A 14,421-nucleotide genomic window follows, 5' to 3' on the forward strand; every position below is an offset into this window, starting at 1 on the left:
ACCTCATAATATCTTCTTATCCATGGATATTATGAGGTTTAAATCAGATTTCGCTAAATTGAACCGGTGACTTTTTCTATCAATTCAGCTTGGAAACTCATACGGCTCATAAGCTGCTCAATCATTTGTCTTTTACGGCTAGTATTATTATTAGTAATCACCCAAAAAGGACTTTGTGGAATCGCTTTAGGCTTGGTGGTGTTACCATTGGCTAACAACGTTGCTTCGTTATCTGCGAAATAAACACGCTTACGGCCTTTAACTTGAGTTGCTTCTGAAAAGCTTTCAGGGTCGATTTTATGCAGTGTAGATAACACAAGCATGAAACGATCAATGGCTTTCTTTAGTGATGCAAACTCATCTGATATTAGTAATGAACGCATTTCTTTAACGCCATCTAACTTCTCTAGAGTAAAACCTACCTCTTTACTAACAACGATACCTTTTGGTTCAACGATATCTTCAATCGGAACCTTACCTTGGCTATCAACCTGTAATAAGCGACGCAGAATATCTGAAGCGCTTTCGCCAATACGTTCTGTCTGACCCGCAATAAAACGGTATAGGTCTTCATCAACCTCAATTGTTTTCATTCGCTTTTCACAATCTCAATGTTTAAACTCTGGATGATTATAGCGAGATCCGCGCGGATACTCTACGTCAAACCCACCATGAATAAGAGAAAAATGTCACTACAGCTCAACTATAAAATTGAAGGTGAGGGTCACACCATCGTTTTGATCCATGGATTATTCGGTAACTTAGACAACCTTGGCTTGCTGGCTAGGGATCTCAAAGCCGATCATCAGGTGCTTAGCCTCGATCTACGCAACCACGGTCAATCTTTCCATAGTGACATTCACGATTATCAAGCAATGGCACAAGATGTCGCTCAACTGTTGAATGATCTGGCACTGAAAGAGGTCACAGTGATCGGTCATTCAATGGGGGGCAAAGTCGCAATGGCGCTGACGCAACATTTTGCACTGCGTAAGTTGATCGTATTAGATATGGCACCTATTGCGTACAAAGAACATCGACACAACAACGTATTCGCGGGCCTGCAAGCCGTAATTGAAGAGCAACCGACCTCTCGCTCAGAGACGTTAAAGATCCTCTCGAAACATATCGAAATAGATGGGGTTCGTCAGTTCTTAACCAAATCTTTGTTCAAAGCAGAGCACGGCATCATGGAATGGCGCTTCAATGTTGCTTCGTTATTGAGCAACTACCCAAGTATTATGGGTTGGGCGCCGATCGAGAAAACCTCGGTCAAAACCTTGCTAATAAAAGGTGGGGATTCTGATTACCTCACCACCGAACATCAAGCCGCCGTTCAGCAGCAATTTTCTCACGCAAAGGCACACGTTATCGCGAATACTGGTCACTGGCTGCATGCCGAAAAACCGGCAGAAGTACTTAGAGCAATTAGAAAGTTCATCGCTTAAACACTCTTTTCGTACCGATAAAGAGAGCGATACAATCACTGCAGATTAACTTTATCTCACAACAGTGATATAGTGCGCCCAAGCAAAATTGGTATATAAGGTTCCCATGCTTTACGATTACATGAACATCATTGAATCTGTTGGTTTGGATCTTCTGTTTGCCGCGATTTTCTTTTTGATCGGTATGGCAATTAAAGACGTTCTAAAGCAAGGTAATGTTCCAGCATTTGGTCGTCGCATCGTATGGTTAGTACTTTTCCTTGGTTGTGCGGGTTTTATCGCCAAAGGGATAATCCAACTAAGCTGGGAAGGAACGGGGATCTAATGATTCTCTTTCGAACTTTATTACACCGACAACAGACAAAATGAAAGGTAATGATTCTATGGCAAGTGTAGGTCTCTTCTTTGGTAGCGATACAGGTAACACTGAAGCTGTTGCTAAGATGATTCAAAAGCAATTGGGCAAGCAGCTCGTTCACGTTCAAGACATTGCAAAAAGCAGCAAAGAAGATATCGATAACTTCGATCTACTGCTGCTTGGTATCCCTACGTGGTACTACGGCGAAGCACAATGTGACTGGGACGACTTTTTCCCTGAGCTAGAAGCGATTGATTTTTCAACGAAGCTTGTTGCTATCTTTGGCTGTGGCGACCAAGAAGATTACGCAGAATACTTCTGTGATGCTATGGGGACTATCCGTGACATCGTTGAAGCAAAAGGCGGTACTATCTTAGGTCACACATCAACTGAAGGCTACGAATTCGAAGCATCGAAAGGGTTAGTTGAGGGCGATGACAGCCAATTCGTTGGCCTATGTATCGATGAAGACCGTCAACCTGAGCTAACTGAGGAGCGTGTTTCGAACTGGGTTAAACAAATCCACGAAGAGATGTGCCTAGCAGAGCTAGAAGACTAATTCTCTGATGGTTGTTAATAGTTACAATTAATAACCATTATGTAGATATGAAAAAACCTCCATCTTGGAGGTTTTTTGCGATTTATACTGATTAATTAGCACTCAACTTCTAATGCGTCATCATCCTCTCTAAACTGCGGTTTTTTTCTGACATACAGAGTGCGCTGAATTTCTGATACCACATTCCCCTTCTTATCTTTCACGTAGATAATGAACTCAGGAAAACACTTTTCACCAAGCTGTGTCTGACGGTAGATTTCGTCAAGTTGTCCTTGGCTTATCTCAAAATCAGCGTACAGGTCAGATTGGCCCGGCTTAATGAAGTTAATGCTCGCCTCCTTATCCCAAACGTAATATCGCTCCCCTAAAATTCCCATTAACATCAAGGAGTAAACAGGATCAGTTAAAGAAAATATGCTACCCCCATATTGAGTGCGATTGGCGTTCTTGTTCCACCAACGTAGCTTTAATATCGTCTTAACGACTCTAAAGTCAGGGCTTATATGGGCAATACGAATACCCGCCCCCCAAAAAGGTGGCCAAATATTGAGTGCGAACTTTACAATGTTCGGTTTGTAAATTTTTGCGAGCTGCTTGTTCATAACCACATTCCATGTTCATATCAGAAACACCGCCACCTTGACTGGTCGTACCTCTACTATAAGGGAGATACTTTCATTTTACAAAACAGATTGTGATGTCAGTGAGTAACCCTTTGAAGTTCGTGGTTTATTGTTATCTCTGACTAAACTATAATGGCATTAATATTGAATTCTGTTAATTGCTGCAGATCATCAACAGGAAAGTGTATGTCAGACAATAATCAAGCGCTAAAAGATGCTGGTCTTAAAGTGACCCTTCCACGGCTCAAAATTTTAGAAGTATTACAACAGCCAGAGTGCCAACATATTAGTGCTGAAGATTTATATAAAAAGCTGATCGACTTAGGAGAAGAGATTGGGCTTGCGACCGTTTATCGTGTACTTAACCAATTCGATGATGCTGGCATTGTAACGCGCCACCACTTTGAAGGCGGTAAGTCTGTATTTGAACTTTCAACACAGTACCATCATGACCACCTTGTGTGTCTAGACTGCGGTGAAGTTATTGAATTTTCTGATGAGCTTATCGAAGAAAGACAGAAACAAATCGCAGAACGCTATAACGTGAAACTGACAAACCACAGTTTGTACTTATATGGCAAGAGCATTAGCGGAGGTTGCAAAGGCAACCCAGATGCTCACAAAGCAAAATAAACGTTTTCTATTCGGGCTAAAAATCTGCTCGATCGTTATTTAGCTCAACGAGTTATTCAGACACAAAAAAACCGGCTCTAAGCCGGTTTTTTATTAAGTCCATCTTAAGAAACTAAGCTTTTAGAAACAGAACTTGGAAAAACAGATCTATTAAGCTATTAATCTATTAGCTATTAAGCCTCAGTTTTACCCCAAGTGTCACGTAGACCAACCGTGCGGTTGAAGACTAGTGCGTCTGCTTTAGAATCTTTGGAATCCACACAGAAGTAGCCTGTACGTTCAAACTGGTACGCTTGCTCTGCCACACCTTCCGCTAGGCTAGGTTCAACAAAACCGTTTAGCGTAACCAGTGATTCAGGGTTAAGCGTCGCTGCAAAATCATCAGCAGCGGCTGGGTTGGCCACTGTGAATAGACGATCGTACAAACGAATCTCAGCAGGTAGCGCTTTATCAGCTGATACCCAGTGGATAACACCTTTCACTTTACGGCCATCTGCTGGGTTCTTACCGAGTGTTTCGTTATCGTAAGAACAGAAGATAGTCGTAATGTTACCTTCTGCATCTTTTTCGATACGTTCAGCTTTGATCACGTAAGCACCACGTAGACGAACTTCTTTGCCAAGAACCAAACGCTTGTATTTCTTGTTTGCTTCTTCACGGAAGTCGTCACGCTCAATCCAAACTTCACGGGTAAATGGAACTTCACGAGTACCCATTTCTGGCTTGTTCGGGTGGTTTGCAACCGTTAGCGTTTCTACGGTATCTGCTTCGTAGTTTTCGATAACGATCTTAACTGGATCCAGAACAGCCATTGCACGAGGTGCATTTTCGTTCAGATCATCACGGATGCAAGATTCAAGTGAACCGAACTCAATCATGTTCTCTTGCTTAGTCACGCCAATACGCTTACAGAATTCACGAATCGAACTTGAAGTAAAACCACGACGACGTAGGCCAGAGATAGTAGGCATACGTGGGTCATCCCAACCTTGCACTAGATTTTCAACCACAAGTTGGTTCAGCTTACGCTTAGACATCACTGTGTATTCAAGATTTAGACGGCTAAACTCGTACTGACGAGGTTGGCAATCAATCGTGATGTTATCTAGAACCCAATCGTACAAACGACGGTTATCTTGGAATTCAAGCGTACAGATAGAGTGCGTAATACCTTCCAGCGCATCAGAGATACAGTGAGTAAAGTCGTACATTGGGTAAATGCACCACTTGTCAGCAGTTTGATGATGGTGAGCAAAACGAACACGGTAGATAACAGGATCGCGCATCACCATGAACGAAGAGCTCATGTCGATCTTAGCACGTAGACACGCTTTACCTTCTTCAAAGCCACCGTCACGCATTTTTTCAAACAACGCTAGGTTCTCTTCAGGACTGCGATCACGATATGGGCTTGCTTTACCTGGCTCTTTTAAGGTGCCACGGTATTCACGGATCTGCTCAGGACTTAGCTCGTCAACGTATGCTAAGCCTTTATTAATTAATTCCACAGCATAAGCGTAAAGCGTATCGAAGTAGTTGGATGAATAACAAACATCACCAGACCATTCGAAGCCTAACCAGCTTACATCATTCTTAATTGACTCAACGTATTCAACGTCTTCTTTTTCAGGGTTTGTATCATCGAAACGAAGATTACACTGTCCCTGGTAGTCCTGAGCAATACCAAAGTTCAAGCAAATAGATTTAGCGTGACCAATGTGCAGGTAGCCATTCGGCTCCGGCGGAAAACGAGTATGCACGCTACTGTGTGTACCATCCGCTAAATCTTTATCGATAATTTGGCGAATGAAATTCGATGGACGAGCCTCAGCTTCACTCATCTATAGCACCTCTATGTATTTAGTATTGTCAGAGAAAGTTATCTTTCATATCCGAGACAAAGGCCACTTTTGATGGCGGTCAAAGATAGAAAGATCATTGTTGCTAATCATCCACAATTCTTCGCCTTTGCACAATAAGAACCGTCCGTTAATTGTGATTATTTCCGCTATTCGATGAAGAATAGAACGAACCTTGCTCACTGGCTATAAATGACAAGTGTAAAAAAGCCTCCCATGTGGGAGGCTTTCAATTTCAAACTTACTTAAGAGTCGTGTTACGTCTTAATAAGTACTTCCTTTACTATGGAAGTTTTACATCAGATAGGTCTTCACCTGCACCGATAGCTTTCATTTCGCCCGCGACGATTTCAGCTAATGGGCCTAGGATAACCTGTAGGTTATTCTCACCTAGTTTAACCACACCTTTCGCGCCCAGTTTCTTAAGAACAGCCTCATCAGCGATAGAGCGGTCTTTAAGAGTTAGACGTAGACGAGTGATACAAGCATCGATTGAAGTCAGGTTTTCGTGACCACCTAGCGCTTTCAGGTATTGACGTGCAACATCACCTTTAGGTGAATCACCAGCAGGAGCCACTGCTTCATCATCATCTTCACGACCTGGCGATTTCAAGTTGAACGCGCGGATTGCGAAAGAGAAAGTGAAGAAGTATAGAGCACCGAATGCTAAGCCAATCAATAGTAGAGTGAATGGTTTAGTTGCTAGACCCCAGTTCAATACGAAGTCAATTAGACCGGCAGAGAAACCGAAACCGTGCAGAGTACCAAACATGTTAGCAACAACTAGAGACAGACCTGTGAATACAGCGTGTATTGCGTAAAGAGCAGGAGCTAAGAATACGAACATGAATTCTAGCGGCTCTGTGATACCCGTTAAGAATGAACAGAATGCAACTGAGAACAGTGCGCCACCCACTTGGCTACGTTTTTCAGCAGGAGCAGCTAGGTACATTGCAAGTGCAGCACCTGGTAGACCGAACATCATGATAGGGTAGAAACCGTTCATGAATACGCCAGCGCCTTTATCACCACCGAAGAAGCGGTTTAGGTCACCAGATTTCACTGTTTCAGTCACTTCTTTCACTACAGTTGTGATTTCTGGAGTTACAGAGTTAGCGAATGTGAATGTGTGCTCTTGGCCAACAACTAGAGTTTTAGCTAGGGCAGGATCAACACACAATTGAGTGATGTTAGCAAATGCACCTTGACCAGCTACGATGATTTCTTGACATGTACCCATACCGAACCAGAAGTATGAGTTCAATACGTGGTGCAGACCTACAGGGATTAGTGCGCGGTTAAGAGTACCGTAAACAAATTGACCGATAGCGCCAGAAGTTGATATTGCATGAGCCAGCGTATCTAGACCAGATTGAACACCAGGCCAAACCACACCAGACACAGCACCAGCAACAAGTGCAAATAGACCGGCCATGATTGGTACTAAACGTTTACCCGCGAAGAAAGCCAGCCATTCAGGAAGGCGTGTCGCGTGGAAAGCGTTGTAACAGTGACCTGCGATGATACCTGCAAAGATACCGCCGAAGAATGACATGTTAACATCAGCATTGATGGTCGTTGCAGTGGCCGTTAATACGAAGTAAGCAACTGCACCAGCAAGACCCGCTGCGCCGTTACCGTCTTTAGAAAGACCAATCGCGATACCTAGACCAAACAGCAATGGTAGGTTACCGAAGATAGCGCCACCAGCTTGAGCCATGAATGGAATATCAAGTAGATCGCCTTGACCTAAACGTAAAAGAAGCGCCGCAATCGGAAGCGTTGCGATAGGTAGCATTAGTGCTTTACCTAGCTTCTGTGCATATCCTAGAATATTCACTTGTTGTGTCCCCCTATAGGATTTTTAGAATTCGTTTGAGAAACTTATTTTAGTCGCTCAATTTAGTCCTAATCAGTGTATTCAATTAATTTTGCTCCGCAAATTAAAACCTTACTATTTGTGATCCTAATCACCAGTTTTTATCAAATTCAAAGGTTTTTGCTAGCGAGATCATAAAACTTATTTTATCATTCAAAAAAATAAACTTTTGTCGATAAAATCTAAGACTAACTGTTGGTCTTATGCTGAACGACTTTAGATTAAAAAAACAAAGAAACAACTAAGAAGATCTAGCTAAAAATCAATAAATTAGCATTTTTTCAGGCACTTGCAGCTTTAAGTGTTTGTCGACAAAAGATAAATCGTTACGTAAATGATGCTCGCAAACTAAGTCTACATTTAGGTAACGAACAAATTTAAAAGATCCCACGAAATAAGGATTAGCTGACTATGTACGCGCTAAGTAACTGTAAAATTTACACTGGTAGTGATGTTCTAACCGATCATGCTGTTGTTATCGAAAATGAACTGATCAAAAAAGTCTGTCATACCTCTGAATTACCAGACGGTATTGAGGTTCGCGACCTAAATGGAGCAAACCTAAGCCCAGGCTTCATTGACCTACAATTGAATGGTTGCGGTGGTGTAATGCTGAACGATGAGATCACTGCCGAAACCATGCAGATCATGCACAAAGCAAACCTTAAATCTGGCTGTACTAGTTTCTTACCAACACTCATTACGTCTTCAGACGAAGATATGCGCGCAGTTATTACAGCTGCTCGTGAATACCATGATCAATACCAACACCAATCTTTAGGCTTACACCTTGAAGGTCCGTACCTAAACGTTGCAAAAAAAGGCATTCATAGTGTCGATCACATTCGTCAATCAGACAATGAAATGATTGACCTTATCTGTGACAACAATGACCTTGTTGCAAAAGTAACATTGGCTCCAGAGCTTAACGATCCAGAACACATCGAACGCCTACAAAAAGCTGGCGTTGTCGTTTCTATCGGCCACACCAACGCAACTTACGCAGAAGCGCGCCAAGGTTTTGAATCAGGTATCACGTTCGCCACTCACCTATTCAATGCTATGACGCCAATGGTCGGTCGCGAGCCTGGCGTTGTAGGCGCGATTTACGACACACCAGAGGTTTACGCTGGTATCATCGCCGACGGTTTTCACGTTGATTACGCAAATATACGAATTGCGCACAAAATCAAGGGAGAAAAGTTGGTATTAGTGACGGATGCCACAGCTCCTGCAGGTGCTGACATGGAATACTTTATTTTTGTCGGTAAGAAAGTATATTACCGAGATGGTAAGTGTGTTGATGAGAATGGCACACTAGGCGGCTCAGCTCTGACTATGATTGAAGCTGTTCAGAATACAGTTGAGCACGCCGGAATCGCTTTAGACGAAGCTCTTCGCATGGCTACACTATACCCAGCTACGGCTATCGGTGTAGAAAGCAAGCTAGGTCGAATCAAAAAAGGCATGGTTGCAAACCTTGCTATATTTGACCGAGATTTTAACGTTAAAGCGACTGTTGTTAACGGACAATACGAGCACAATTAAGTATGAATGGCGGACAAATAGGTAACGTAGACTTAGTTAAACAACTGAACAGTGCGGCAGTATACCGTCTGATAGACCAACAAGGTCCCATTAGTCGTATACAAGTGGCAGATGTAAGCCAACTCGCACCGGCAAGTGTTACAAAAATTACCCGCCAACTTTTAGAACGCGGCCTAATTAAAGAGGTTGCGCAGCAAGCGTCTACTGGCGGTAGACGCGCTATATCCCTAACCACAGAAGTAGAACCTTTTCATTCTATTGCTGTGCGCTTAGGCCGAGATTACATTCAGATAAGCCTTTATGATCTAGGTGGTTGTGAGTTGGCTTCCCTACAGCAAGATCTTCATTACTCAGACCAATTAAACCTTACCCAAGGCTTGGTCAATAAGTTAAAAGATTTCATTGCTGAGCACCAGACAAAGATTGATCAATTGATTGCGATTGGTGTCACGCTACCAGGGTTAGTCAACCCAACAACCGGCGTTGTCGAATACATGCCAAACACGGATATCGATAATCTCGCTTTGAGTGATATTATTCGCAACACATTCCATGTTGCTTGTTTTGTGGGTAATGACGTCAGAGGAATGGCGCTTGCTGAACACTACTTTGGTGCAAGTAAAGATAGCCAAGATTCTATTTTAGTCAGTGTTCACCGTGGCACTGGTGCCGGTATTATTGTTAATGGTCAGGTTTTCCTTGGTCATAACCGTAACGTGGGTGAAATTGGCCATATCCAAATAGATCCGCTTGGTGAGCAGTGTCAATGTGGTAATTTCGGTTGTCTTGAAACCGTCGCAGCGAATCCAGCCATTGTTGAACGCGTGCGAAAGCTCATAAAGCAGGGCTATAAGTCCTCTTTAACAGAACTCGAGCATATTACCATTCAAGATGTGTGTGATCATGCAATCAATGGTGACGAACTGGCGAAACAGAGTTTGGTTCGAGTCGGGAACCAGTTGGGTAAAGCGATAGCAATGACGATCAACTTGTTCAACCCTCAAAAGATCATCATTGCGGGTGATATTACTAAAGCACAAGAAATTGTTTTTCCTGCAATTAAGCGCAATGTAGAAAATCAGTCGTTAACGGCTTTCCATAGCGGCTTGCCTATTGTAGCATCTCAAATCGATAGACACCCTACGATGGGAGCTTTTGCAATGATTAAACGCGCCATGCTCAATGGTGTGCTTCTACAAAAGCTACTCGAAGACTAAAGAAAAACTATTCTAATTTTTCGCGGGCCGTGTTTGTACAAAACACGGCCCTTTTTTTAAGCAAGGGAACTACAACAACAAGCTATGGAACTTATATTAATATCCACTGCATTCATCGCAGGATTTATTGCGTTAAAGTGCCACCTTCCCCCACTGGTGGGTTTTTTGGTTGCCGGTTTCGGGCTCTTCGCCCTAGGCTTTGAAACTAATGATACCATCGTTACCTTGGCAGACCTTGGTGTCACCCTGCTCCTATTTACTATTGGCCTAAAGCTCGACATCAAAACTCTGCTCTCTAAGGAGATCTGGGCCGGCGCTACAATCCATAACCTTTTATCTACTCTGTTTTTTGCCGTTGCCCTATTTGGTTTTAAGTTCCTAGGTATTTCATCGCTGGCAGCCATGTCGATGGAACAAATCGTTCTACTCGGTTTCGCCCTTTCATTCTCCAGTACCGTATTTGCAGTAAAGTCTCTGCAAGAGAAAGGGGAAATGAATGCAACCTATGGCACTCTAGCGATTGGTATTCTAGTCATGCAGGATATCTTTGCTGTGATCTTTTTAACGGCGTCGACAGGTAAGATTCCGGAGTGGTACGCCATAGCACTCTTCGCTTTACCACTCTTTCGTCCGCTGTTCTACAAAATCCTCGATTGGGTTGGACATGGTGAAATGTTGGTGCTGTTCGGCATCTTCTTTGCGTTAGTTGTTGGTGCAGGCTTGTTTCAATTGGTAGGTGTAAAGCCAGACTTGGGTGCCCTTATCCTGGGTATGTTGTTAGCCGGTCATCCAAAAGCTTCAGAGCTATCGAAGTCGCTGTTTAACCTCAAAGAACTTTTCCTTGTCTGCTTCTTCCTGAATATTGGCTTGTCCGAGCAACCAACCATTCAAGGCTTTATGCTTGCTGTCCTGTTCTTATTATTACTGCCAGTGAAAGGCATTTTGTACTTCTTGGTGCTTAACCGCTTTAAGTTCCGTGTACGAACCTCTCTACTCACTTCACTGTCACTATTTAACTACAGTGAATTTGGCCTCATCGTAGGTGGCCTCGCCTTTAAGATGGGGTGGATGTCCGGTGACATCTTGGTCGCAGTGGCCATTGCGGTTTCACTGTCGTTCTTGATCGCTGCTCCTCTAAACCGAGCCGGCCATAAACTTTATCAGCAATCTGGCAAATGGTTAAAAGAGCACGCTGCAGAAAAACTTCACCAGCGCGATAAACGCATTGACCCAGGCCATGCGCAGGTCCTTATTCTTGGAATGGGACGCATTGGTACTGGAGCCTATGACGAGCTGCGTTCACGTTACGGAAAAGTGAGCTTAGGTGTCGAAATTCGCGAAGAAGCCGCACATAACCATAGAAGTCAAGGAAGAAACGTCATTTCCGGCGACGCGACTGACCCTGATTTCTGGGAACGAATTCTAGATACAGCAAACGTAAAACTGGTGATTTTGGCAATGCCTCATCACCAAGGTAATCAAACCGCTTTGGAGCAATTGAAGTCACGCCATTTTAAAGGCCAAATTGCCGCAATTGCTGAATATCCAGATCAACTCGAGACATTAAAAGAAAACGGTGTCGATGCGGCATTTAACATTTACAGTGAAGCGGGTAGTGGTTTTGCTCGTCACGTTTGTGAACAGTTAAACCCTAATATCAATAAAATCGAATATTAGACGGCGTTCAACTCAACCTCTCAAAACTGGCTATTTTTTGCACTTTTGAGAGGTTTTTGTTTAAAAAACCAACCACAATTAAAAATCATACACCAGAACAACCATAAAATTAGATACTTTCTAATAGAACCCCCTTTATATTATTTTTTTGATTACATCTGGTTGCTTTTTTTAGCCAGAATGGCAAATTGAATGCAATTGATTTGGAAATTATTTAAAAGGAAGTTCTATGTGTTCTGTATTTGGTATTCTCGACATTAAAAGTGATGCCGCAGCACTTCGCCCAATGGCTTTAGAAATGTCTAAGAAGCTTCGTCACCGAGGTCCAGATTGGTCTGGTATTTATGCTGGTGAAAAAGCAATCCTTGCTCACGAGCGTTTGGCGATTGTTGGCCTCAACAGTGGTGCGCAACCATTGTACAGCCAAGATAAAAAGCACATTCTTGCCGTAAATGGGGAAATCTATAACCACAAAGAACTTCGTGCACGTTATGAAGACAAGTACCAGTTCCAGACCGATTCTGACTGTGAAGTTATCCTAGCACTATACCAAGAGATGGGGGCAGACCTTCTAGAAGAGCTTAACGGTATTTTCGCATTCGTTTTATACGACGAAGAGAAAGACGAATACCTCGTGGGCCGCGACCATATTGGTATAATCCCGCTTTATCAAGGTTACGATGAGCACGGTAACTACTACGTAGCCTCAGAGATGAAAGCATTGGTTGAAGTATGTAAGACGATCAGTGAGTTCCCTCCAGGTAGCTTCTACTCTTCGAAAGATGCAGAGCCTCAACGCTACTACATCCGCGATTGGAACGAGTACGCTGCAGTACAAGGCAACAGCACAAGCAAAGAAGAACTGACTGAAGCGCTAGAAGCGGCGGTTAAGCGTCAGCTAATGACTGACGTTCCTTACGGTGTACTTCTATCGGGTGGTCTTGATTCATCAATCACTTCAGCCGTCGCCAAACGTTTTGCGGCAATGCGTATCGAAGACGATGAGCAATCTGAAGCTTGGTGGCCACAACTGCACTCATTCGCTGTGGGCCTTGAAGGCGCGCCAGATCTGATCGCCGCTCGTGAAGTTGCGGACAAAATCGGTACTGTGCACCACGAGATGACTTACACCATTCAGGAAGGCTTAGATGCCATCCGTGATGTTATCTACCACATCGAGACGTACGATGTAACAACGATTCGTGCATCAACTCCAATGTACTTGCTTGCTCGTAAGATCAAAGCAATGGGCATCAAAATGGTACTGTCTGGCGAAGGTGCTGATGAGATCTTTGGCGGTTACCTGTACTTCCATAAAGCGCCAAACGCGAAAGAGTTCCACGAAGAGACAGTACGTAAACTGCTTGCTCTAAGTATGTTCGACTGTGCTCGTGCAAACAAATCACTGGCGGCATGGGGCGTTGAAGGCCGAGTACCATTCTTAGACAAAGAGTTCATCGATGTGGCAATGCGCCTGAACCCTGAAGATAAAATGTGTGGTAACGGTAAAATGGAGAAACACATCCTACGTGAGTGTTTTGAAGACTACCTACCTGATTCAATCGCATGGCGTCAAAAAGAGCAGTTCTCTGATGGTGTTGGCTACGATTGGATTGATACACTGAAAGCAACGGCTGAAGCTAAAGTAACGGATCAACAAATGGAAGCCGCTAAGTTCCGTTTTCCTTACAACACGCCAACAACCAAAGAAGGTTATGCTTACCGTGAAATCTTTGAGGAACTATTCCCTCTTGAATCCGCGGCAGAATGTGTACCAGGTGGCCCGTCGGTTGCGTGTTCATCAGCAAAAGCTATTGAGTGGGATGAGTCATTTAAAAACTGTGTCGACCCATCAGGTCGCGCTGTACAAGCCGTTCATAACGACTCTTACTAAAAAGATATCGTTCATATAGCGCTGTCATAAAGGCTACAAACTAAAAAGGCGCACTGTGCGCCTTTTTAGTGACTAGGTACTCGTACTGCCGTAGTTATTCATGATCTTGAAGCGCTTCGTTCTCAACACTAACTGGAACCCATTGGCGTATCATCTTAACTAACATGATGGAGCGAGTTTCTCCATCTTTCTCATGGAAAATAGCCTCAACCCCGGTAAACTGACCTCCCTTAATCTGAACCATTTGCCCTGACTTAAACTCAGTACAACAACTTTTTACTTCGCTGCTACAGCACTTCTCAAACTCTTTGAGTTCAAATACCAAATCACCTTGGACTTCATACGGCCCGGCGCCAAACTTAATAAAGTCTGCCACACCACGAGTTGAACGCACGGTAGTAAAGCTAGGGCCCTGCTCATAATCAAAGCGAGCAAAGAGGTAAGACGGAAATAACGCCTCTTCACTCTGCTTTTTTTTGCCTCGAACCGTCTTTTCGACTGTTATTTTGGGGTAAAAACATTCCACCCCTTGGTTCTCTAGATGCAATTGTGCGCGCTTTTGCTCTCCACGCTTACAATATAGTAAATACCAACGTTTCATTTGATTAGCCATTGCTGATTTGGGGAGATTTTACCATAAACCTCCAACGGTTTAATTGCCTAAAATAAGGCGCACCTTAACAAGTCATGATCCATGCGTAATAAACCGACTGATTAACAAGAGTT

Annotated in this window: 13 protein-coding genes; 8 read left to right on the forward strand and 5 right to left on the reverse strand. The window is 43.4% G+C overall.

Annotated elements, in window-relative coordinates:
• Positions 1–53: 53 nt before the first annotated feature.
• Positions 54–593, reverse strand: coding sequence for a replication initiation negative regulator SeqA (seqA, locus tag OCU36_RS09610; RefSeq protein WP_261837796.1), 540 nt, complete (start codon positions 591–593; stop codon positions 54–56).
• A gap of 93 nt (positions 594–686) precedes the next feature.
• Here seqA and OCU36_RS09615 point away from each other — a divergent pair, with 93 nt between their 5' ends.
• The 3 genes from OCU36_RS09615 (at position 687) to fldA (ending at position 2,365) form a co-directional block, all read left to right on the forward strand.
• The gene (locus tag OCU36_RS09615; RefSeq protein WP_261837797.1) at positions 687–1,448 is read left to right on the forward strand and encodes an alpha/beta fold hydrolase; all 762 of its coding nucleotides are present in this window, start codon (positions 687–689) and stop codon (positions 1,446–1,448) included.
• A 106-nt stretch (positions 1,449–1,554) separates the two neighbouring features.
• Positions 1,555–1,773 carry a DUF2788 domain-containing protein gene (locus OCU36_RS09620; protein WP_009847328.1) on the forward strand — a complete coding sequence of 73 codons (219 nt, stop codon included), beginning with the start codon at positions 1,555–1,557 and terminating at the stop codon, positions 1,771–1,773.
• A 58-nt stretch (positions 1,774–1,831) separates the two neighbouring features.
• On the forward strand, positions 1,832–2,365 hold the full coding sequence (fldA, locus tag OCU36_RS09625) for a flavodoxin FldA (protein ID WP_261837798.1): 534 nt from the start codon (positions 1,832–1,834) through the stop codon (positions 2,363–2,365).
• A 95-nt stretch (positions 2,366–2,460) separates the two neighbouring features.
• On the opposite strand, the gene OCU36_RS09630 is transcribed toward fldA, so the two are convergent.
• Positions 2,461–2,967, reverse strand: coding sequence for a DUF4442 domain-containing protein (locus OCU36_RS09630; RefSeq protein ID WP_261837799.1), 507 nt, complete (start codon positions 2,965–2,967; stop codon positions 2,461–2,463).
• 207 nt (positions 2,968–3,174) lie between these two features.
• On the opposite strand from OCU36_RS09630, the gene fcrX reads away from it, so the two are divergent.
• Entirely contained in the window at positions 3,175–3,621 is a 447-nt protein-coding gene (gene fcrX, locus OCU36_RS09635; protein WP_261837800.1) for a ferric iron uptake transcriptional regulator FcrX, read from the forward strand.
• Between the two features lie 173 nt (positions 3,622–3,794).
• On the opposite strand, the gene glnS is transcribed toward fcrX, so the two are convergent.
• Complete coding sequence (gene glnS / locus OCU36_RS09640) at positions 3,795–5,462, reverse strand: glutamine--tRNA ligase (protein WP_261837801.1); 1,668 nt, start codon at positions 5,460–5,462, stop codon at positions 3,795–3,797.
• A gap of 301 nt (positions 5,463–5,763) precedes the next feature.
• A complete protein-coding gene (gene nagE, locus OCU36_RS09645; protein WP_261839723.1) occupies positions 5,764–7,278 on the reverse strand; it encodes an N-acetylglucosamine-specific PTS transporter subunit IIBC in 1,515 nt (504 codons plus the stop codon).
• 492 nt (positions 7,279–7,770) lie between these two features.
• Here nagE and nagA point away from each other — a divergent pair, with 492 nt between their 5' ends.
• From nagA to asnB, 4 genes are all read left to right on the forward strand, one after another.
• On the forward strand, positions 7,771–8,907 hold the full coding sequence (nagA, locus tag OCU36_RS09650; RefSeq protein WP_261837802.1) for an N-acetylglucosamine-6-phosphate deacetylase: 1,137 nt from the start codon (positions 7,771–7,773) through the stop codon (positions 8,905–8,907).
• 2 nt (positions 8,908–8,909) lie between these two features.
• Entirely contained in the window at positions 8,910–10,124 is a 1,215-nt protein-coding gene (gene nagC, locus OCU36_RS09655) for a DNA-binding transcriptional regulator NagC (RefSeq protein ID WP_261837803.1), read from the forward strand.
• 84 nt (positions 10,125–10,208) lie between these two features.
• A complete protein-coding gene (locus OCU36_RS09660) occupies positions 10,209–11,801 on the forward strand; it encodes a cation:proton antiporter family protein (RefSeq protein ID WP_261837804.1) in 1,593 nt (530 codons plus the stop codon).
• Between the two features lie 229 nt (positions 11,802–12,030).
• A complete protein-coding gene (gene asnB / locus OCU36_RS09665; RefSeq protein WP_261837805.1) occupies positions 12,031–13,695 on the forward strand; it encodes an asparagine synthase B in 1,665 nt (554 codons plus the stop codon).
• Positions 13,696–13,789: 94 nt separating this feature from the next.
• Here the strand turns inward: asnB and rfaH are convergent, their stop codons facing one another.
• Positions 13,790–14,296 (reverse strand): transcription/translation regulatory transformer protein RfaH, encoded by a 507-nt coding sequence (gene rfaH / locus OCU36_RS09670; protein ID WP_261837806.1) that lies wholly within the window; start codon positions 14,294–14,296, stop codon positions 13,790–13,792.
• Between the last annotated feature and the right edge of the window lie 125 nt (positions 14,297–14,421).

Origin of the sequence: Vibrio artabrorum (genome assembly GCF_024347295.1) — a bacterium.
GTDB classification, from domain to species: Bacteria; Pseudomonadota; Gammaproteobacteria; order Enterobacterales; family Vibrionaceae; genus Vibrio; species Vibrio artabrorum.